The organism is Dankookia rubra, assembly GCF_004355005.1.
GTDB lineage: Bacteria > Pseudomonadota > Alphaproteobacteria > Acetobacterales > Acetobacteraceae > Paracraurococcus > Paracraurococcus ruber_A.
Window position 1 is genome coordinate 58,673 of sequence record NZ_SMSJ01000001.1, and the last position, 18,358, is coordinate 77,030.

The following is an 18,358-nucleotide window of genomic DNA, read 5'->3' on the forward strand; positions in this document are numbered from 1 at the left end:
GCCGCAGGACACAGTATCCAGAGATCGGCAATGACTGCCGTCTAATCCAGGTGCATGACGGCAGCACTTCTTCCCGGTACGGCCGCAAGGCCGCCGCTGGCACCGCATCCCCAAGCGGTGCCGCGAACCGCCGGCCTGCTCGCCTTGTCACCGCGGCTGGTCCTGCTCGCGCTGCCGGATTTCGCAGGCACTGACCGCATTGTCGAGGCGGTGCTGACCGGCCCGGCCGGGCAGCTGGAGCCGCCGCTCTCCTGGCAGAGCCTCACCCTGCCGGAAGGCCGCATCCACGTGTTGCTGACGCGAATGCAGCCGGGGCTGGTGCCGAATGCCGCGCTGCAGCTCTCCGCCGCGGGGGGGCTGACGATCCGGCTGACGCTGGAGGCCGCCGAGGATACCGAGGCACTGCTCGGCAGCGCTGAGCCCGGCGTTCTGTTGGCGCTGTTGCGCTTCCTGGTCGCCAAGGCGCTGGGCGCCATCCGCGCCGCAGGAGATGCCGAGCTAGCCCAATTCTGCCGCCGCCTGGCCGCTGCGGCAAGCGCCACCGCACGGACGGCGCAGGCCGTCGCCCGCTGCGGCCGCGACGCCTTGGCTTGGTCGCTCCCCGGCGATGCCGTGCCCGGCGTCCATATCCTGCTGGCCCCGCACCGGATGCATCGCATGGTACTGGCCGACGGGCCTGCCATCCTGCCGGATTGCGGTGCGCACGAAGCTTGGCTGCTGCCGCCCGGCGGCGGGACGTTGATCCACCTGCCCGCCCCGCCCCGGCTGCCCAGCCTCGGCCAGCTCGGCCGCGGCAAGGACCTGCGCGGCCGCGCCCTGCACCGCGCCGCGCAGGCGGAGCTGGCGCGGCGCGCCGCCGTCGAGCCGGCGATGCAGCGCCTGTTGCGTGACCAGCAGCTGCTGCAACCGACGCTCCCCATGCACCGGCACGCCGCGCCGGACTTCCCCCTCGGCGCCAGCCTTGACCTGGCGGTGCCGGACCAGGCCGGCGGGCTCTTCCTGCGCGGATGGCTGCGCGACCCGCTCGGGCTTGTCGGCAGCCTCACCCTGGTCGGCCCGTATGGCGAGCAGCGATTGGCTCCCGCCGCGCTGCAACGCTTTCCGCGCCCCGACCTGGTGAAGGAGTTTGCCACTGCCCCGCATGGCGGCGCCGATTGCCAGGCCGGATTCGCCCTGCACCTGCCGGAGGGCGCCGCCCGCCCTGCAGCGCAGTTCCGCCTGCGGCTCGGCCTGACCACCGGGGACGAGATGACGCTGGTCGCCCCGCCTGGCCTGCTGCATCCGCAGGCGGCGCGCGACGCCATCCTCGGCGCCATCGCCCCGGCGCATGCGACGGCGGCGCTGATGGCCCGGGCGATCGCCCCGCCGGTCGAGCGGCTGCATGCCCTGGTCATGGCCGGCCGCGGCGCGCCGGAGGTGATCCGGATGGGCGATGCGCCCCGCGCCCCGATCGCCAGCCTGGTCGTGCCGCTCTATCGCAACCTGCGCTTCCTGCGGCACCAGCTCGGCGCCTTCGCCCGCGATCCGGCGCTGCGGGAGGCAGAGCTGATCTACGTGCTGGACAGCCCCGAGCAGCGCGACGAGGTCGAGCAGATGCTGCGCGGCATGCATCGGCTGTATCGCCTGCCATTGGTTCTGGTCGTGCAGCCACGCAACCACGGCTACGGCGCCGCCTGCCATGCCGGCGTCGCGGAAGCGGGCGCGCCGGTCCTGCTGCTGCTGAACTCGGATGTCGTGCCTGCGACGCGCAATTGGCTGGCACCGATGCTCACGGCGCTGAAGCGGCAGCGGAAGTTGGCCGCGGTCGGACCAAAGCTGTTGTTCGAGGACGGCTCGCTACAGCATGCTGGGCTCTATTTCCTACAGATGGATGGCGAGGCGGAGTGGTTCAACGACCACTACTTCAAGGGCCATCCGCGGCACTGGCCGGCAGCCCAGGTCGCCCGCCGGGTGCCCGGCATCACCGGCGCCGCCTTCTGCGTCCGCGCCGAAGCCTGGAAGGCGGTGGGCGGCATCAGCACCGACTATGTAATCGGCGACTACGAGGATTCCGACCTCTGCCTGCGCCTGCGCGCCGCCGGCGGGGAGATCGGCTACATCCCGCAATCCGAGCTCTTCCACTTCGAGCGGCAGTCGATCCGCGACCATGGCGGCTACGCCAGGAGCCTTGCCTCCACCTACAACCGCACCCTGCACCACCGCCGCTGGGCGCCCGAGATCGCCGCGCTGATGGCCCGCCAGGCGCGGGCGGAGCGGCGCTGATGCGGGTTCTCTTTCTCTGCCACAACCATCCCGGCCTGCAGCCGGGCGGCACCGAGGTCTTCGCCCGCGGCCTGTTCCGCGAATTGCGCGACCGGCACGGCGTGGAGGGGATGTTCCTCGCCGCCGTCACCGGTGCGCACCGCGAACGCCGGCCCGGCACGCTGCTGCAGGGCATCGGCGACGCGCCGGACGAGGCGCTGGTCTGGCTCGGCCACTTCGACCGCTTCGGTTTGGCTCAGCCGGATACCTACGGGCTTGCTTCGCTCGCTCCGGCGATCGAGGCGCTGCGGCCGGACATCGTGCATGTCCACCACTTGCTGCAGTTTGGGGTGGAGACAGTCGACCTGATCCGCCGGGCCGCGCCGCAGGCCCGGCTCATCTTCACCGCGCACGACTTCTTCCCGCTCTGCGCCCAGGAAGGCCAGCTGCTGACGACCGACGGCCGGCTCTGCGCCGGCCCGTCGCTTGATCGCTGCCAAGCCTGCTTCCCTGGCCGCAGCGGCGCCGATTTCGTCATGCGCGAGCTGCAGATGCGCGACGTGCTGGGCGAGTTCGACCGCATCCTGACACCAAGCGCCTTCGCCCGGGACCGCTACCTTGCGGCTGGTTATCCGGGGCGGCAAGTCCAGGTCATGCCGAACGGCATCGCCGCGCCGCCCGCGGTGCCACGTCGCGCGGCACCCGACGGCCGGCGCGACCGCTTTGGTTTCTTCGGCCACGTCAACCGCTTCAAGGGCGGGTTGGTGCTGCTCGACGCCTCGCGCCGGCTCTCGGCCGAAGGAATCGTGCATGGCGTGACGCTGCATGGCGGCGCCGCGTACCAGTCGGATGCCTTCATGGCCGGCTTCTCCACGGCACTCGAGGCCGCACCCGCCGCGCGGCACACCGGGCCCTATGACGCCGTCGGGCTGCCTGGGCTGATGGCGCAGGTCGACTGGGTCGTGGTGCCCTCGATCTGGTGGGAGAACGCGCCGCTAGTGATCCAGGAAGCTTTCCTGCACCGCCGACCGGTCATCTGCAGCGAGATCGGCGGAATGGCCGAGATGGTGCGCGACGGTGTCGACGGGCTGCACGCGCCGGTCGGAGACCCGGCCGGCCTGGCACGGGTAATGCGCCGAGCGATCGAGACCGAGGGGCTCTGGGAAACGCTGGCCGGGAATACCCGCCCGCCGCTGACGATCGAGGCGGCCACGCTGCGCCACCTCGACCTGTATCGGGACACCCTGGGCGCGCGCGCCGCGTGACGAGCCCGCTGCAAGGGAAGCAGAGATCATGCTGATCCAGACACCGGACGCCGCCGCCCCCGAGTCTGAGCGGCTGACCGAGGCCGGGTCCGGCCAGGGCCGCACCTCCGACGTCCGCGGCGTGATCGACAATGCGACTCCCGACCGGCTTTACGGCTGGGCCTGGGATTTCGGCCATCCGGCCCACCGCGTGCGGGTCGTGCTGCGCATCGGCGGGGAGACCCTGGCGGAGGCGCGGGCGGATGGCGCCCGCCCCGACCTCGCCAAGGCTGGCATTGGCGATGGCTGCCACGCCTTCGAGCTGCCGCTGCGCCCGGAATGGCGCGACCGGCTGGCGGAACTCGCCGTGGTCGCGTTCGGCGATGACGGCCGTGAATATCCGATCGCGGTGCGCCTGCCGCGCCAGTCGACGCCGGCCAGCAACGCGATGCAGCGGACGATGGAAGGCGTCATCGCCGAGCAGCGCGACCTGCGCCGTGAATTGGTCGCATTGCGTGAACGGACCGGCCAGCAGGACGGCGAGCGGCAGGCCGAGGTTCCGGCGATCGACGCGTTGCAGACCCGCGTGCAGCACCTGGAGCTCTGGCTGACGCGGCTCGACACGCGGCTGGCTGAACTTACCGTGCTGGCTCCGCCTCCGGCCGCTGCCGGGATCGACCCCTGGCAGGCCGTGCTCTACGCGCTGCTCGCCTGCATTTCCACCGGGGCACTCGCTGCCGCCACGCTGCGCTGGCTGGGCTGAGCGGCATGGCTGCCACCTCCAACCCTGGTTCTGGTTCGGGTGCTTCGGCGGATGCGCTGCTGCGCAGCGCGATCGAGGATACCGTGCGGATCGTCGCCGCTTGGTTTGCACTTATGCTCGGGCTCGGCCTGGTTGGCGTGCTGCTCGGCTTCGCCCTGATCCTCAACAAGACCAGCCTCTTCACCCTGCTGCCCTCGACGCAGAGCGCCGACACGTTGTTCTCCGCCAGCATCTTCTGGGTCATGGCCCTGGTTGCCGCCGCGGTTGTCCGCATCGTCCAGCACCGGGCGGTCGCCGCGGTGTCCCGCTACATCGCCGAACGCCTGGCAGTGCCGACCGTACTCTGCACAGCGCAACGGGCCGGCCGGCCGGAAGTGCTCTCGAGCGCCGCACTCGGTGCCATCGAGACGCTGCGCGGCGCTTTGTCCGGCCAGCTTCCGCATATCGCCATCGCCCTGCTGACCGCGCCGTTGCTGCTGGCGCTGATCTTCGCCATGCACTGGGTGGCGGGCGTCATGTCGCTGATCTTTTGCCTCGCCGGCAGCGTCGTCAGCCTGCTGATGACCCGGGCGGCGCACCGGTCCGCCAGGGTCGCCGGGGAGAGCCGAGGCCGGGCCTTCGGCATGGCGGCGGACGCCATGCGGTCGGGCGAGGCGGTGCTGGCCATGGGCATGCTGCCGCGTCTGGTACGCCAGTGGGTCGCGGTGGCGGCCGAGGGATCGGCCGAGGCCTGGGACTGTGAGCGCCGGGCCGAGCGGCTGAAGACGCTGCTGGAGCTGCTGGCCGGAGCGCTGCGTGGCAGCGTCATCTTTCTCATGGCGGGGCTGACCCTGAGCGGGCAAACCATCAATGCTGCGTTCGGAGCGTCCGTCCTGGTGATCGGGATGGTGGTCGGCCCGTTCCTCGGCTTCGGCGCGCACCTGCGCAGCCTGACCGAAGCGATAGCGGCCTGGCAGCGGCTGCGCGCCATGATGCGGGCGACCGCGGCGATCCCCGAAGGCATCGCCTTCCCGCCGCCGGCCCTGCGGCTGACCGCCGAACACCTGTCCTTCGGGTTTCGCGGCCCGCAGCCCGCGCTGTTCCGCAACCTCCAGCTCGAGGTCGGCGCCGGCGAGATCGTCGCCATCGTCGGCCCTTCCGGCAGCGGCAAGAGCACGCTGCTGCGGCTGCTGGTCGGCATCCTGCGGCCGAACGGCGGCGGCGTGTACCTGGATGGCCACGCCACCAGCCAATGGGACCGCCGGGAACTGGCAAGACACCTCGGTTATCTGCCGCAGGATGCGCTGCTGTCCCGCGCCACCGCCGCCGAGGTCATCGCCCGGCTCGAGACGCCCGACATGCCAAAGGTGCTGGACGCCGCGCAGCGTGCCGGGGCCCACGCCACCATCATCGGGTTGCCCTGCGGCTATGCGACCCCGCTGACCGGCAGCTGGCAACTCTCGATGGGCCAGCGGCATCGCATCGCCCTCGCCCGCGCACTGTACGGCCAGCCCAGGCTGCTGGTGCTCGACGAGCTGGCCGCCGCACTGGATCAGCAGGGCGAGGCGGAGATCGTGCAGCTGTTGCGCCGGCTAAAGGCGGACGGCACCGCGGTCGTTTTCACCACACATCGACCGAGCCTGCTGGCCAGTGCGGACCGCGTGCTGGCGATCCGGCAGGGCCAATTGGTGCCGGCAGGGGAGGAGCGCCCCCGCCTGCCCGGGCGCACGGCGAAGCTGCCGCGGCCGCACCGCCCGGCGATGGTGACCTCATGAGCAGGACCGCTCCCCGCGACGGCCTGCGGCTGCGCGACCTTGGCGTGACGCCGGGCTTCGTCGTCACCCTGGTGCTGCTGACGCTCGCCAGCCAGATGGCGTTCCTCGGCTTCCTGCTGGTGATGAAGCACCTCAGCGACGGCGTGATGGATACGCGGAACGGCGCGACGGCGATGGGCTTCGCCGTGCTGTTCAGCCTGGCCGTCGCGCTGTCCGGGTGGTACGGACACCTCCGCACCAGGCTGCTGGGCGCCCTCGCCGAACGGCTGGGCGTCAGTCTGCGCGCCGAAGCGCTGCAGGCCGCGGTGCGCAATGCGGTCCGCACCGACATGGCCCAGGGGGCCAGCGTGCTGCGCGAGATTACCAAGGTCCAGGCGCTGTTCGCCAGCCGGGCCGCACTGCTCTTCCTTGAGCTGGCCGGCGCCGTGGTCGCCATCCTGGTGATGTTCACCCTCGACACCAAGCTCGGCTTCATCGGGCTTGGCAGCGCCGCGGTGGTCGCTGGCCTGGGCGTCGCCATGCATCTCGCCACCCGTCGGCGGCTGCGCGGCAGCGCACAGGCGATGGACGAGGCCGAGATCGAACTCAGTGCCCAGCTCTCCCATCCGGACCTGGTGCGTGGGCTCGGCCTGGTGCCCGCAACCCTGTCCCGCTGGCAGCACCGCTACGGCGCCGCGCTGGCAGCGGAGGAGGCGACGCACCGCCGCACCGAGGCCCTGCACGAGATCGAGACGCTGGTCTCCAACCTGCTGCAGATGGGCGCCTTCGTCTATGTGGGCACCCTGCTCTTCGACGGCTCGGCGACGGCCGGCATGCTGATGTGCGTTTATTTCCTGATGTCGAACGCGCTGCATCCGTTTTCCCACCTGATGACCGGCTGGGAGAGCTGGGCAGGTGGCATCACCGCCTGGGGCCGGCTGCGGCGGGCCATGCGGCAGGATTCGGCACCCGCGCCGCTGCCGCGCGACCCAGCCGCCCCGGCAGGTTTGCTGCTCGACCACCTTGCCTTCCACCCGTCGGGGCTCCCGGCGCCGATCATCGGTGGAATCGCGCTGCATCTGCCGCCAGGATCGGTCTGCACCGTCCAGGGCGCCAACGGGGTGGGCAAGAGCACGCTGCTGCGGCTGGTTCTCGGGCTGCTGCCGCCGACCGCGGGCCGGGTGCTGCTGGACGGCCAGGACAGCCACCATTGCGAGCGGGAGGAATTCGGCGCCCGCATCGGCTACCTGCCGCAGGACGTGCAGCTGCTGGACACCGACGTCTTCAACAATATCGGCCGCGGCCCGGATGCGGCGCCGGAGGCGGTGGTGGCCGCGGCGCGGGCGGCCGGCGCGCATGCGATGATCGGCCATCTGCCGCTCGGCTACCAGACCCAGGCAGGGCAGACCGCGGGTCTTTCGGCCGGCCAGCGTCGGCTGGTCGGCTTGGCGCGGGCCTTGTTCGGCGAGCCCTCGCTGCTGGTGTTGGACGAGCCGGAGGTCGGCCTGGACGGCACCGCCCGGGCCGAGTTGCGCACCGCCGTGGAGCGCGTGCGGCTGCGCGGCGGCATCGTGCTGGTAGTGACGCATGAGCCGCAGACCTGGGCGGATATCGCTGACAGCCGCCTTATCCTCGACGCCGGCGGCCGCTGGGAGACGCAGACCGGCCGTCGCGGCAGCGCGCTCATGGAGAATGGCCTTGCAGCACATGGTTGAACGCGGCGGGACCATCGCTCTGCCCTCCCCACTTCCGCGTCCCTCGCTCGAGGCGCAGCTCGAGGCGGCGATCCGCACGCCGCCGGTGGCGCGGCTGACGCGGCGCGCCCTGCTCGTCCTTGGCCTGACGTTGCTGCCGCTCGGCGGCTGGGCGACCATGACCACGATCGAGCAAGCGGTGCTGGGCAATGGCCAGATGATTCCGGAAGGCAAACGGAAGACGGTGACGCTGCTGGAGCCGGGCATTCTGCGTCGGCTGCTGGTGAAAGAAGGCAGCCTGGTCGAGGCCGGGCAGCCGCTGGTGCAGCTCGACGTCACCCAAGCGGAGGCCTTGGCCGACCAGGCCCGCGCCGCGGTCTGGAGCGGCCGCGCCCGCATCGCCCGGCTGCGGGCGGAACAGGCCGACCAGCGTGCCCTGGATTTCCCGGTGGAGCTGCGGCAGGCCGCCGCCGCCGACCCGGCAATCGATGTCTTCCTCAAGGCCGAGCAGGCCTTTTTCGCCGCCCGCTGGTCGAATTACGACAGCCAGGTCGCAGTGGGGGAGAAGCAGATCATCCAGTTCCGCGAACAGGCCGCCGGTGCCCGGGCCCAGCGGGAGGGAGCGGAGCAGCAGGTGCGCTCGACGCGGGACCAGATCGCCGGCCTTGCGCGGCTGCTGGCGCAGGGCTTCGCCTCCCGCTTCACCGTGCTCGAGCTGCAGCGGCAGGAAGCCAGTTTCACGGCGGTCGCCGGTGCCTCCGCCGCGCAGGAGAAGCAGTACCAGCAGGCCATGCTGCAGGGCGAGCAGCAGCTCACGACGCTGCGCTTCACACGGTTGTCCGACATCGCGAACGACCTGCAGACGACCGAAGCCGCGGTCGCCTCGGCGGTGCAGCAGCTGCGCGCGGCGCAGGACGTGCTGACGCGGCGCGAGCTGTTGGCGCCGGAGGCCGGGCGGGTGACCAATATCCAGATGTTCACGCCCGGCAGCAGCATCGCCGGCGGCCAGCCGATCCTAGACCTGGTACCGGCGGCGGACCGGCTGGTGGTGGAGGGCCAAGTCCTGCCGAGCGACATCGAGCAGGTGGCGGTCGGCCAAAAGGCCAACCTGCGCCTTACCGCCTACCGGATGCGGGAGCTGCCGGTGCTGTCGGGGCGGGTGACTCTGGTCGCCCCGGATATCACCACCCAGCAGAGCGGCAACCAGTACTACACGATCCGGGCGGAGCTGGAGCCGGACGCGCTACAGCACTTTCCCGAGGTGAAGCTCTTCGCTGGCATGCCAGTGGAAATCTACGTCCTCGGCGAGAAGCGCACGCCGATCAGCTATTTCTGGACGCCGATCCGCCATGCCGCGCGACGGGCTTTCCGAGACTGAAGCCCGCCGTCCCGCAGCTTCAGCGGCGCGAGGCCTGGGCCAAGTAGTTGTCGAAAGACAACTCGGCGACGCGGAACCAGGCCCGCATGTCGTCGCGGGCCTTCGCCCAGTTGTCGTGGATCTTCTTGTACTCAGGACTCTTCGCTGCCAGCTCCTGCTCCAGCGCCAGGGCCTCGCGGTAGCAGGCGTCCATCACCTCGCGCGGGAAGGCGCGAAGCTGGGTGCCGCTCGCCAGCAGGCGCCGCAGGGCATCCGGATTGCGGATATCGTAGCGGGCGACCATCCAATGCGTCGCCTCGGCCGCGGCGACGCGGATGGCGGCTTGGTAGCTCTTCGGCAGGGCGTTCCACTGCTCGAGGTTCACCACCAGCGAGGTATTCGCCGCGCCTTCCCACCAAGCGGGGTAGTAATAGTAGGGCGCGACCTTGTTGAAACCGAGCTTTTCGTCATCATAGGGACCGAGCCATTCGACCGCGTCGATGGTGCCGCGCTCCAGCGCCGGGTAGATGTCGCCGCCTGCCAGCTGCTGCGGCACGCCGCCGACGCGCGACAGCACCGTGCCGCCGAGCCCGGCGATGCGCATCTTCAGACCCTTCAGGTCCTCGGTCGTCTTGATCTCCTTGCGGAACCAACCGCCCATCTGCGCTCCGGTAGTGCCGAGCGGCAGACTATAAGCATTATACTGCCGGAACAACTCGTTCAGCAGGTCGATGCCGCCGCCTTCGTACATCCAGGCATTCTGCTGCCGGGTGTTCATGCCGAAGGGCACGCCGGTGGCGAAGGCGAAAGCTGGGCTCTTACCGATGTAGAAGGATGAGGTGGTATGCGCCGCCTCCACCGTACCGGCCTGTACAGCGTCGAGTGCCTGCAGAGCGGGCACCACCTCGCCCGGGCCGAAAATGCGGATCTGAAAGCGGTCCTCGGTCAGTTCCGCCACGGTTCTCGCAAAGACATGGCCGGCGCCGTGGATAGCATCAAGGCTGGTCGGGTAACTGCTGGTCAGCCGCCAGCGGATCGCCGGTGCCTGGGCATTGCTGATGGCCGGCGCCGCAAGCCGCGCGGAGACAGCAGCGGCGGCACTGCGGCGGAGGATGACACGGCGGTCCATGATGGCTGGTCCCTTCCGGGGTGGTGCGGAGGCGGCAGGAACCACGGATGCGGCTTTTCGAAAAGCCTCAATCGTTGCGCAAAGGCGGGTTGCCCTGGGCGAGGCTCGCCACTATGGTCCGCCGCCCTGTGGGAGCCACTCGACGGTTCCTTCCGGTTATGGACAGGTGGCCGAGCGGTCGAAGGCGCGCGCCTGGAAAGTGCGTATACGTCAAAAGCGTATCGTGGGTTCGAATCCCACCCTGTCCGCCAGTTCCCCTTGCAATTCCGGCGCTTTCCCAGTTCGGGCCGCGCCGGAACGCGCAGGATTTCTGCAGGCCAGCCAGCTCGCCTGTCAACTTGCAGGATGTCCGAGCAAGCCTCATCAGGGTGCCGAGGCGCGACCTCCGTCCACATCTGTTTACTGGGCCGAGTTAGGGTGGCAGAGGAGGCCAGGGAAAAACCTCGGCTTGCCTCCGGCCATGCGGCCACGAGTTCAAAATCTGCTCGTTCCACCACCCGTGCTCTACCGTACGCCCAGTCGCCGAACGAGGTCAGATGTTTGCCTGAAGCGGATTGCGTTTCACGATGAATCGCATCCGCAGTGTTGGAATCAAACACGCGCCTCATTTGACGTGATCGCGTCGCGGGCACTCGGCAGAGCGTATTCAAGAGTGGCGATGGTCGGCGGCGCGACGGCGCGCAGCCTGGCCTTCAGCTTGGACCAGGCCAGTTCGATCGGGCTTAAGTCTATCGAGTAAGCTGGCAGGTGACGATGAAGAAGGCCGGCGCGTCGGAGTGCCGTCTGGACCGCAGCGGCCCTGTGCGGGGCGAGATTGTCCATGGCGACGAGCGTCTCAGGACGGCTGTGCAGGGCTGAAATTGGCACCTGTTCGGTGAAGGCGAGGAGGACGGCGGTGCTGCTGGCAACCGCGATCGTTATGCCCGCAGCCAAGTCGTCGCAGGCGATGGCACCGAGGATGGTCAGCCGCCGCCAATGCCCGCCCGGGACGCGGCTGACGGTCCGCTGTCCCTGCAACGCCTGGTTATGGCTGCGGGCTAGGCGGGTGTCCAGGCCGCTCTCGTCAAGGAAGAAGGTGGTCGGGATAGACCTGACACGCGATCTCGTCTCGCCGTGGTGCCCGGGCGGCGGCGACGTTTGCGGGCTCCTGCTCGCTTGCGTGCAGGGTCTTTTCGTTCCACCGCAAGCCGGCACGCGGCAGCGCGCGGCGGGTCACCGGCGCGCTGAACTGCCGGCCGACCCGCTCGGCCAGCATGCCCGCGTATGAGGCCAAGGTCGCATTTGCCCGCTCAGCCACCAGGGTGACCAGCATTCCAGGATCCGCCCCGCTCAGCGCGGCCGGGCCGCCACTCGTCGCTCTGCCGTGTCGCCCGGCCTCCTGCGTAAAGTTGCCCACCGCACCGGCCCGGCCTGCCTGGCCTTCGCCCGGCGGTCGCAGACGGCAGTGCGGCGCGGCGGAGCGATGCAGCGCCCGCGGCGCCTACGTGGTGGCCAAGGCCGATCGCGGGCTGCGCGTTGCCACCATCGTCGTCACCAGCACCAAAATCGCAATGGCGATGCAGGCCCGGGCCATTCTGGCAGAGGTGGGAACTGCCGTTGCCGTCGTCTCCATGCCCTGCTGGGCGGTGCTCGAGTGGCAGGACAGCGCTTACCGCCGGGCGGTGCTCGGCACCGCGCCGCGCATCGGGATGAAGGCCGCGATGCGGCTCAGCCGGAATCGCCGGATCGGGCATGATGGCGCCTTCATCGTCATGTCCGACCTCAGGGCCTCCGGCGCGGAGGATGATCTCTGGCGACATTTCGGCATCACGGCGAAGGCGATCGCCGCCACAGTGCGGGAGCAATGCCCCCAATAGGATCGGCTGCCCTAAACATTCCGGGACTAAGGGCCAAGGCCGGACGGAAGGCTCAGCCTGCCGAGCTTGCGGTACTTCCTTCCGGCCGGCTTCGGACAACCGCCGGGGCAATCCAGGCAAACACAATAGAAGCCATTTCCCACACCGGCGCTTGGGCCGGGGGTGCCGGTTGACCAGCGGTATCCGGCACGCCCCACTCTGACACTAAGCCTGGTTGGCCTCCGGTTCCAGCAGCATTGCCAAGGCCGCGGCCTGACGCCGCTCGAAGGCCCGCCGTACCGAGTCATAGGCTTGGCCACGGATGCCGCCACGCACCGTGCGGGCGGCGACGCTGCGATAACCCGGCAGCCAGGCCTCCGGCAGTGCCCGCGCATCCGGCGGGGTCAGCCATAAGCGGAACAGCAATCGCTTGGCCGCCGGGTCATCGTGGTCCTCGAATTCGGTACGGGAATGCAGCGTGACATGGCTGTTGAGCAGTTGCATGTCGCCCGGCGCCAAATGCATCGCGTACATCACCGAAGGCCGCCGCAGGATCTCGTCCAACAGGTCGATCGTCGCATGCTGTGCGGCGCTCAAGGGTGGCACGCCAGGCAGCTTCTGCGCCGAGATAATGCGGTTGCGGTTCCACCGGCTGTGCAAGCGCCCTTCGAGCGCGGCGTAGATGGGATGCGGGTAGAAGGGCGCCTCGTCGGGGGCCTGCTCCGCCTGTCGGCTGAAATGAAAGGTGCCATGCAGCAACGCCGCCAAGTCAGGGCGTTCACTCGCCATGATGTTGTGCGCAGTAACCGAGCTGCTGACCATGCTCATGCCGCCTGCCTTGGCGGTGTTGAAGCAGGTGAGTGCGACGACATCCGCGCCATCGGTGTGGAAGTCCAGCTCGGCATTCGAGGAATAGCCACGGCCGGTGCCGCTGCGGTAGACCGTGCCAACATCCCGCACCGCGGAGAGGTAATGTGTGGCCTTGCCCTGGGGTCGCGGCACGCCGGCATGCAGGCCGATTGCCCATGTCAGCAGTTCGAATTCCGGCTCGGACAACGCCTCCCGCGGCAGGCCTTGCACCAGCGCGATGCCGCGGCCGTTGCGAGTCTCGGCAAAGGCCGCATCCAGCACGGGCAGCGCCGCGCTGAAGTCGAAATCCTCGCGCCGGTAGTCGGTCAGCGGCTGGCCGGGCCGATGCGCCCGCCGGACCGCCCGCGCCATTTCCCCGGCAGCCCCCTCGCTCAGCGCGAAGACCCAGGACGGATCCGCGGCAAGCTCCGGCGCCGACCAGGCGGCGCGGGTGCCGGCGGCGACCGGCCGCACGACCGTTGCAATCTCAGCCCCGTCCATGGCCATCCGTCCTTCTCTTCTGGATCACCGCGTCCCAATCGACCGGCACGAAGACCCTACCCTCAAGGATACGCCGGGCCGTACGGCCGAGCGTCGCGCGCCGCACCGTGCCATCCGGGGCGATCTCAGTCTCAATCTCGATCACTCCGGCCGGATGGCCGATGCGAATGGCGGCGCGATTGTGCGGCCGAGTCACCTCATGGACCAGCGTGCCTGCGAGCCGTGCGGCGACACCGGTGCAGACCGTGCTGGTGCCGGCATAGGTTTTGTGCATCTGCTGCATGAACATGAGGCGGGAGACGAGATCGACCTCCATCTCCGTCACCATCCCGCCGGCCAGCGCATTGCGATAGTCGGCAGGTGGCCCGACCATGCCGAGCAAGGGAGTCGCCGGCGACTCTTCCCGCGCGCGTGCCGCATCGGCGACCATACCCATGCGCTCAGCGGCCATGCCGCGGATCCGCTCGACCAAGGCGCGAAGCTCCGGCTTGGCGTCGATCTCGGCAGCGGTCTCAGTGCCGGTCAGCCCGAGATCATGCGCCCGCAGGAAGACATGCGCATTGCCGATATCGACCAGCGAAACGTCGAGCGGGCCGAAACCCGGCACTTCGAGCCGGTCGACCGGCCGTCCCGTCGGCAGAAGCCGGCCGGTGGCGCCCCCGGCGGTGTCGGCGAAGTCGATCATGATGCGGGCACCGCTGCCCGGTACGCCGGGCACCACATAGTCGCCATGCTCGAGCGGCCGGCCATTCTCGACCGGCACCTCGATCCGCAGAACCCGATCTAGATTGGTGTTGTAAGCGCGAACGACCGTGACCGGGGCGGTCGGCGTGACCATGCCTTCGTAAACGGCAAAAACACCCACGGCGGCGCTGATATTGCCGCAGAGGCTGCGCCAGTCGACCTCCGGATGGTCGATCTCCACTTGACCGAAGGTATAGGTCAGATGCGTGCCGGCGGCGCGCGGCAATGCCTCGCGCGGCGGACCGATGATTGCCAGTTTGCTGGTCAGCGGATCGGCGCCGCCGAGGCCATCGATCTGCCGCCGGTCGGGTGACCCATAGACCGCCAGGATCAGCCGCCGTCGCGCTTCCGGGTCCGCCGGAATATCGGCCTCTTTCAGAAAGACCGCCTTGCTGGTGCCGCCTCGCATGATGACGCAGCGCAGGGAATGGGGCATGCGGTGCTTTCTATTCCGGCGTGATCCCCGCCTTGCGCATCAGCACCTCGTTCAGCGAAAGGTCGCGGGTGATCCGGGCGCGCATCGCTTGAGGACCGAGCGGCAGCGGCAGCAGGCCGAATTCCCCGGCCAGTTGCTGCGCCTGCGGGCGGGATACAGCGACGCGTACAGCCTGATCGAGCGCCGCGGCGAGCGGTGGCGTAAGCCCGGCGGGCCCGGCCAGGCACCACCAGGCACTGACCAGGAACTCCGGCAGTCCCAACTCGCCCATCGTCGGCACCTTCGGCACCGCCGCCAATCGCTGCTCATGTGGGGCGCCGAGCGCGTTCAGCCGGCCTTCCAGCACATGCCCGCGCGCCGGAGCGAAGGTTGTGAACATCAGGTCGACGCGGCCGGCCAGGATCTCGGTCAGCGCCGGAGCCGGTCCACCGAAGGGCACGTGCAGCATCTCGACCCCGGCCCGCTCACACAGGTCGAGCATCAGCATGTGCGCAGTCGAGCCAACACCCCAGGTGGCGTAAGAAAGCTTGCCCGGCTCGCGCTTCGCCGTCTCGATCACCTGAGCGAAACCGGTCCAGCGCGGATGCGCCACCAGCAGATAAGCGGAGGCATAAAGCAAGCTGATGAATGTGAAGTCAGTCAGTGGATCATAGCCCAGGTTGCGGTAGGCGAAGGGCGCCTGGGACAAGGCCGAATTGCTGCCGACCAATAGCGTTGTGCCATCCGGCCGTGCCCGGGCGACGTAGCGGGCGCCGACCGTCGTGGTGGCACCGGGCTTGTGCTCCATGACAAAATTGCCGCCGAAGCTCTCGGAGAAACCGTCCTGCAGGATGCGGGCGACGACGTCGGTGCCGCCGCCCGGTGTAAAGGGGATCACCAAGCTGACGCTGCGGCTGCTTGGCCAGCCATCGAGGCCCTTTGCTGCAGTGCCAGTGCCCTGGGGGCCGATTGCCTGGGCGCCAGCGAGCGATGGCGCGGCAAGCTGCCCGGTCACGGCAAGCAGCGCACGGCGGGGAAGGTCGGTGCGGCTCATCGGGAGTCTACCGCATGACAGGGGGCGTGGACCATTCGGACTGGTCTCCTCCATCGGCCCGGCCGTCAGGCGCCGGACTCTTATCGCTTGGAGGAAAGCCTAGAAGGGTTATGCTCTCCTGCGAAGGCGGGAATTGCCTGACGCGCGGTGCCTCAGTTCCGCAGCCCCGGCGCCTCCTGGCCCGTCCGCGCGACGTATTCGGTATAGCCGCCGTCATACTGGTGGATCCCTTCGGGCGTCAGCTCCAGCACGCGGTTGGACAGCGCTGCCAGGAAGTGGCGATCATGCGAGACGAAGAGCATCGTGCCCTCATATTGCGCCAGCGCCGCGACCAGCATCTCCTTAGTCGCCATGTCGAGGTGATTGGTCGGCTCGTCCAGCACCAGGAAGTTCGGCGGATCGTAGAGCATCATCGCCATCACCAGCCGCGCCTTCTCGCCACCGGAGAGCACCCGGCAGCGCTTCTCCACCTCGTCGCCGGAGAAGCCGAAGCAGCCCGCCAGCGACCGCAGCGAGCCCTGTGAGGCGCGGGGAAATTGGTTTTCCAGCGACTGGAAGACGGTCCGCTCGCCATCCAGCAGTTCCATGGCGTGCTGCGCAAAGTAGCCGAGCTTCACGCTGCCGCCGAGCGTGATGGTCCCGGCATCCGGCGCGGTATTGCCGGTGACCAGCTTCAGCAGCGTCGACTTGCCGGCTCCATTGATGCCCATGACGCAGCAACGCTCCCGGCGGCGCACCAACAGGTCCAGGCCTTCATAGATTACCCGGCTGCCATAGCGCTTGTGGACTCCCTTCAGGTTCACCACGTCATCACCCGATCGCGGCGCCGGCTGGAATTCGAATGTCACGGAGTGGCGGCGCTTCGGCGGCTCGACGCGTTCGATCTTGTCGAGCTTCTTCACCCGGCTCTGCACCTGCGCGGCATGGGAGGCGCGCGCCTTGAAGCGTTCGATGAAGTTGATCTCCTTGGCCAGCATGGCCTGCTGGCGTTCGAACTGGGCCTGCTGCTGCTTTTCAGCGTTGGCGCGTTGCTGCTCGTAGAATTCGTAGTTGCCGTTATAGCTGGTCAACCCGCCGCCATCGATCTCGATCACCTTGTTGACGATACGGTTCATGAACTCGCGGTCATGCGAGGTCATGAGCAGCGCGCCGTCATAGCCCTTTAGGAAATTCTCAAGCCAGATCAGGCTCTCGAGGTCGAGATGGTTGCTCGGCTCGTCCAGCAGCATGACGTCGGGGCGCATAAGCAGGATGCGGGCGAGCGCGACACGCATCTTCCAGCCGCCTGAGAGCGCGCCGACATCCCCGTCCATCATCGCCTGGCTGAAGCTGAGCCCGGCGAGGACTTCGCGCGCGCGACCCTCGAGGGCATAGCCGCCCAGCGCCTCGAACCGCCCCTGCACCTCGCCGAAGCGCTCAATGATCTCGTCCAGCTTCTCCAACTGGTCGGGATCGGCCATGGCGGCCTCAAGCGCCACCAGCTCTGCCGCCACGGTGCTGACGTCGCCAGCGCCGTCCATCACCTCGGCCACCGCGCTGCGACCGGACATCTCGCCGACATCCTGGCTGAAGAAGCCGACGCTGACGCCACGGTCGACCATCACCAGCCCCTCGTCCGGCGGCTCCTGGCCGGTGATCATGCGGAACAGCGTGGTCTTGCCGGCGCCGTTGGGCCCGACCAAGCCGATCTTCTCGCCCCTCTGGAGCGCCGCGGAGGCCTCGATGAAGAGGAGCTGCTGGCCGTTCTGCTTGCTGATATTATCTAGACGAATCATGGGAACTCGGGGCCGGATACGGTTGCGGTGCGCTTATGGCACGCGGCGCAGCGGCATGGGACAGCGAAGGCATGGTTGCGGAGGCGTCTGGGCAGCGCCGCCAGCCTTCCGGCAACTGTCTGGCCGACCTAACTCCGGAGGCCATGCAATTCTGCCTCAAGGCTCGCTGCTGCCTCCAGCATCAGCGCGACCACTGGCCCGTCCGGCGCGACATTCAGCCGGCCAACCCGGCTGAACACCGTCAGCGCCAAGCGGATGCGGCCGCCTGCGGCGTCGAAGACCGGCACGGAGACGGCGGCGAGGCCGGTGTCGCCTTCGTTGGCTGTGGTGGCGAAGGCCCGCCGGCGCACCGCGGCCAGAACCCGCTCCAGCGCCGCGGCATCGGCCGGGGCGCCCGGGCGGCCGATGGCCCGGCTCTGCGACATCTCGCGCTCGGCAAAGGGCATGGTCCGCTCCGCCTCGTCGAAGGCGCAGAAGACTAGGCCGGAGGCCGAATAGGTCAGCGGGCAGACATGGCCGGGCGGGACGCTGGCCGCCAGCGCGTGGCGCGCCGCCACTAGCCGCACATGAGTCGGGCCATGCGTACCCCAGACCGCAGCTGCGGCGGTCTCTCCGGTACGGGCGACGATCGCCTCCAGCGCCCGCTCCGCCCGCTTCAGCAGGTCGGAACGCCCCAGTGCCGCGAGGCCAGCGCGGAGCATCAAGGGACCAAGTTCGTAGCGGGCTGTCGCCGGGTCCTGCTCCACCAGCCCGGAGCGGCTGAGGCTGACGAGGTAGCGATGAGCCTTGGCCGAGGGCATGGCTGCGGCACGTGAGAGGTCGGCCAAGCGCATCGGACCGCCGGCCTCAGCCAATAGCCGCAGCAACTGCCCGGCCACTTCCACCGACTTCACCCCGCTGCGGGCGTCTTCGGTCACCGGCATGTCCTGGTCACGTGGCACTTGACACGCAGCCCCGTTGATTCGCTACATACAGCATAGCAAGCTACGCATTACGTAGCAAGTATTCCGCTGGCCGCCATCGA

The 18,358-nt window shown here is 69.0% G+C and carries 15 protein-coding genes and 1 tRNA gene; 8 read left to right on the forward strand and 8 right to left on the reverse strand.

The window, feature by feature from the left end; genetic code table 11:
• The first annotated feature begins 117 nt into the window (after positions 1-117).
• From E2C06_RS00285 to E2C06_RS00310, 6 genes are read left to right on the forward strand one after another with little or no spacing between them, the layout of a single operon-like run.
• Positions 118-2,262, forward strand: coding sequence for a glycosyltransferase family 2 protein (locus E2C06_RS00285; protein WP_133286575.1), 2,145 nt, complete (start codon positions 118-120; stop codon positions 2,260-2,262).
• The gene (locus tag E2C06_RS00290) at positions 2,262-3,506 is read left to right on the forward strand and encodes a glycosyltransferase family 4 protein (RefSeq protein ID WP_133286576.1); all 1,245 of its coding nucleotides are present in this window, start codon (positions 2,262-2,264) and stop codon (positions 3,504-3,506) included. Before E2C06_RS00285 ends, E2C06_RS00290 begins: the two co-directional genes overlap by 1 nt.
• 28 nt (positions 3,507-3,534) lie before the next feature.
• Entirely contained in the window at positions 3,535-4,248 is a 714-nt protein-coding gene (locus E2C06_RS00295) for a hypothetical protein (RefSeq protein ID WP_133286577.1), read from the forward strand.
• A 5-nt stretch (positions 4,249-4,253) separates the two neighbouring features.
• Positions 4,254-6,002, forward strand: coding sequence for an ATP-binding cassette domain-containing protein (locus tag E2C06_RS00300; RefSeq protein ID WP_133286578.1), 1,749 nt, complete (start codon positions 4,254-4,256; stop codon positions 6,000-6,002).
• Positions 5,999-7,696, forward strand: coding sequence for an ATP-binding cassette domain-containing protein (locus E2C06_RS00305; protein ID WP_133286579.1), 1,698 nt, complete (start codon positions 5,999-6,001; stop codon positions 7,694-7,696). The genes E2C06_RS00300 and E2C06_RS00305 overlap by 4 nt, the downstream gene beginning before the upstream one ends.
• Complete coding sequence (locus E2C06_RS00310; protein WP_241671073.1) at positions 7,689-9,053, forward strand: HlyD family type I secretion periplasmic adaptor subunit; 1,365 nt, start codon at positions 7,689-7,691, stop codon at positions 9,051-9,053. Before E2C06_RS00305 ends, E2C06_RS00310 begins: the two co-directional genes overlap by 8 nt.
• A 19-nt stretch (positions 9,054-9,072) precedes the next feature.
• Here the strand turns inward: E2C06_RS00310 and E2C06_RS00315 are convergent, their stop codons facing one another.
• Complete coding sequence (locus E2C06_RS00315; protein ID WP_133286581.1) at positions 9,073-10,161, reverse strand: TRAP transporter substrate-binding protein; 1,089 nt, start codon at positions 10,159-10,161, stop codon at positions 9,073-9,075.
• Between the two features lie 160 nt (positions 10,162-10,321).
• Between E2C06_RS00315 and E2C06_RS00320 the strand changes: the two genes are divergently transcribed.
• Positions 10,322-10,412, forward strand: a tRNA-Ser gene (locus tag E2C06_RS00320).
• A gap of 340 nt (positions 10,413-10,752) precedes the next feature.
• On the opposite strand, the gene E2C06_RS00325 is transcribed toward E2C06_RS00320, so the two are convergent.
• Positions 10,753-11,178 carry a transposase gene (locus E2C06_RS00325; RefSeq protein WP_241671036.1) on the reverse strand — a complete coding sequence of 142 codons (426 nt, stop codon included), beginning with the start codon at positions 11,176-11,178 and terminating at the stop codon, positions 10,753-10,755.
• Positions 11,179-11,224: 46 nt separating this feature from the next.
• The gene (locus E2C06_RS39100) at positions 11,225-11,473 is read right to left on the reverse strand and encodes a hypothetical protein (RefSeq protein WP_241671037.1); all 249 of its coding nucleotides are present in this window, start codon (positions 11,471-11,473) and stop codon (positions 11,225-11,227) included.
• A 175-nt stretch (positions 11,474-11,648) separates the two neighbouring features.
• Between E2C06_RS39100 and E2C06_RS00330 the strand changes: the two genes are divergently transcribed.
• Positions 11,649-12,017, forward strand: a complete 369-nt coding sequence (locus tag E2C06_RS00330; protein WP_133286583.1) for a transketolase-like TK C-terminal-containing protein — start codon at positions 11,649-11,651, stop codon at positions 12,015-12,017.
• 204 nt (positions 12,018-12,221) lie between these two features.
• On the opposite strand, the gene E2C06_RS00335 is transcribed toward E2C06_RS00330, so the two are convergent.
• From E2C06_RS00335 to E2C06_RS00355, 5 genes are all read right to left on the reverse strand, one after another.
• Complete coding sequence (locus tag E2C06_RS00335; RefSeq protein ID WP_165982121.1) at positions 12,222-13,346, reverse strand: TauD/TfdA family dioxygenase; 1,125 nt, start codon at positions 13,344-13,346, stop codon at positions 12,222-12,224.
• Positions 13,333-14,526 (reverse strand): 2-methylaconitate cis-trans isomerase PrpF family protein, encoded by a 1,194-nt coding sequence (locus E2C06_RS00340; RefSeq protein WP_133286585.1) that lies wholly within the window; start codon positions 14,524-14,526, stop codon positions 13,333-13,335. Before E2C06_RS00340 ends, E2C06_RS00335 begins: the two co-directional genes overlap by 14 nt.
• A 10-nt stretch (positions 14,527-14,536) precedes the next feature.
• Positions 14,537-15,559: a Bug family tripartite tricarboxylate transporter substrate binding protein gene (locus E2C06_RS00345; RefSeq protein ID WP_165982122.1), complete on the reverse strand. Its 1,023-nt coding sequence runs from the start codon at positions 15,557-15,559 to the stop codon at positions 14,537-14,539.
• A gap of 152 nt (positions 15,560-15,711) precedes the next feature.
• Entirely contained in the window at positions 15,712-17,334 is a 1,623-nt protein-coding gene (locus tag E2C06_RS00350) for an ABC-F family ATP-binding cassette domain-containing protein (protein WP_133286587.1), read from the reverse strand.
• 128 nt (positions 17,335-17,462) lie between these two features.
• The gene (locus E2C06_RS00355; RefSeq protein WP_165982123.1) at positions 17,463-18,251 is read right to left on the reverse strand and encodes an IclR family transcriptional regulator; all 789 of its coding nucleotides are present in this window, start codon (positions 18,249-18,251) and stop codon (positions 17,463-17,465) included.
• Between the last annotated feature and the right edge of the window lie 107 nt (positions 18,252-18,358).

Bases quoted from the DNA above. Each gene is read 5' to 3' on its own strand.
- E2C06_RS00290 (WP_133286576.1), top strand. From the start codon at position 2,262: ATGCGGGTTCTCTTTCTCTGCCACAACCATCCCGGCCTGCAGCCGGGC.
- E2C06_RS00295 (WP_133286577.1), top strand. From the start codon at position 3,535: ATGCTGATCCAGACACCGGACGCCGCCGCCCCCGAGTCTGAGCGGCTG.
- E2C06_RS00300 (WP_133286578.1), top strand. From the start codon at position 4,254: ATGGCTGCCACCTCCAACCCTGGTTCTGGTTCGGGTGCTTCGGCGGAT.
- E2C06_RS00305 (WP_133286579.1), top strand. From the start codon at position 5,999: ATGAGCAGGACCGCTCCCCGCGACGGCCTGCGGCTGCGCGACCTTGGC.
- E2C06_RS00310 (WP_241671073.1), top strand. From the start codon at position 7,689: ATGGTTGAACGCGGCGGGACCATCGCTCTGCCCTCCCCACTTCCGCGT.
- E2C06_RS00315 (WP_133286581.1), bottom strand. From the start codon at position 10,161: ATGGACCGCCGTGTCATCCTCCGCCGCAGTGCCGCCGCTGCTGTCTCC.
- E2C06_RS39100 (WP_241671037.1), bottom strand. From the start codon at position 11,473: ATGCTGGTCACCCTGGTGGCTGAGCGGGCAAATGCGACCTTGGCCTCA.
- E2C06_RS00335 (WP_165982121.1), bottom strand. From the start codon at position 13,346: ATGGACGGGGCTGAGATTGCAACGGTCGTGCGGCCGGTCGCCGCCGGC.
- E2C06_RS00340 (WP_133286585.1), bottom strand. From the start codon at position 14,526: ATGCCCCATTCCCTGCGCTGCGTCATCATGCGAGGCGGCACCAGCAAG.
- E2C06_RS00345 (WP_165982122.1), bottom strand. From the start codon at position 15,559: ATGAGCCGCACCGACCTTCCCCGCCGTGCGCTGCTTGCCGTGACCGGG.
- E2C06_RS00350 (WP_133286587.1), bottom strand. From the start codon at position 17,334: ATGATTCGTCTAGATAATATCAGCAAGCAGAACGGCCAGCAGCTCCTC.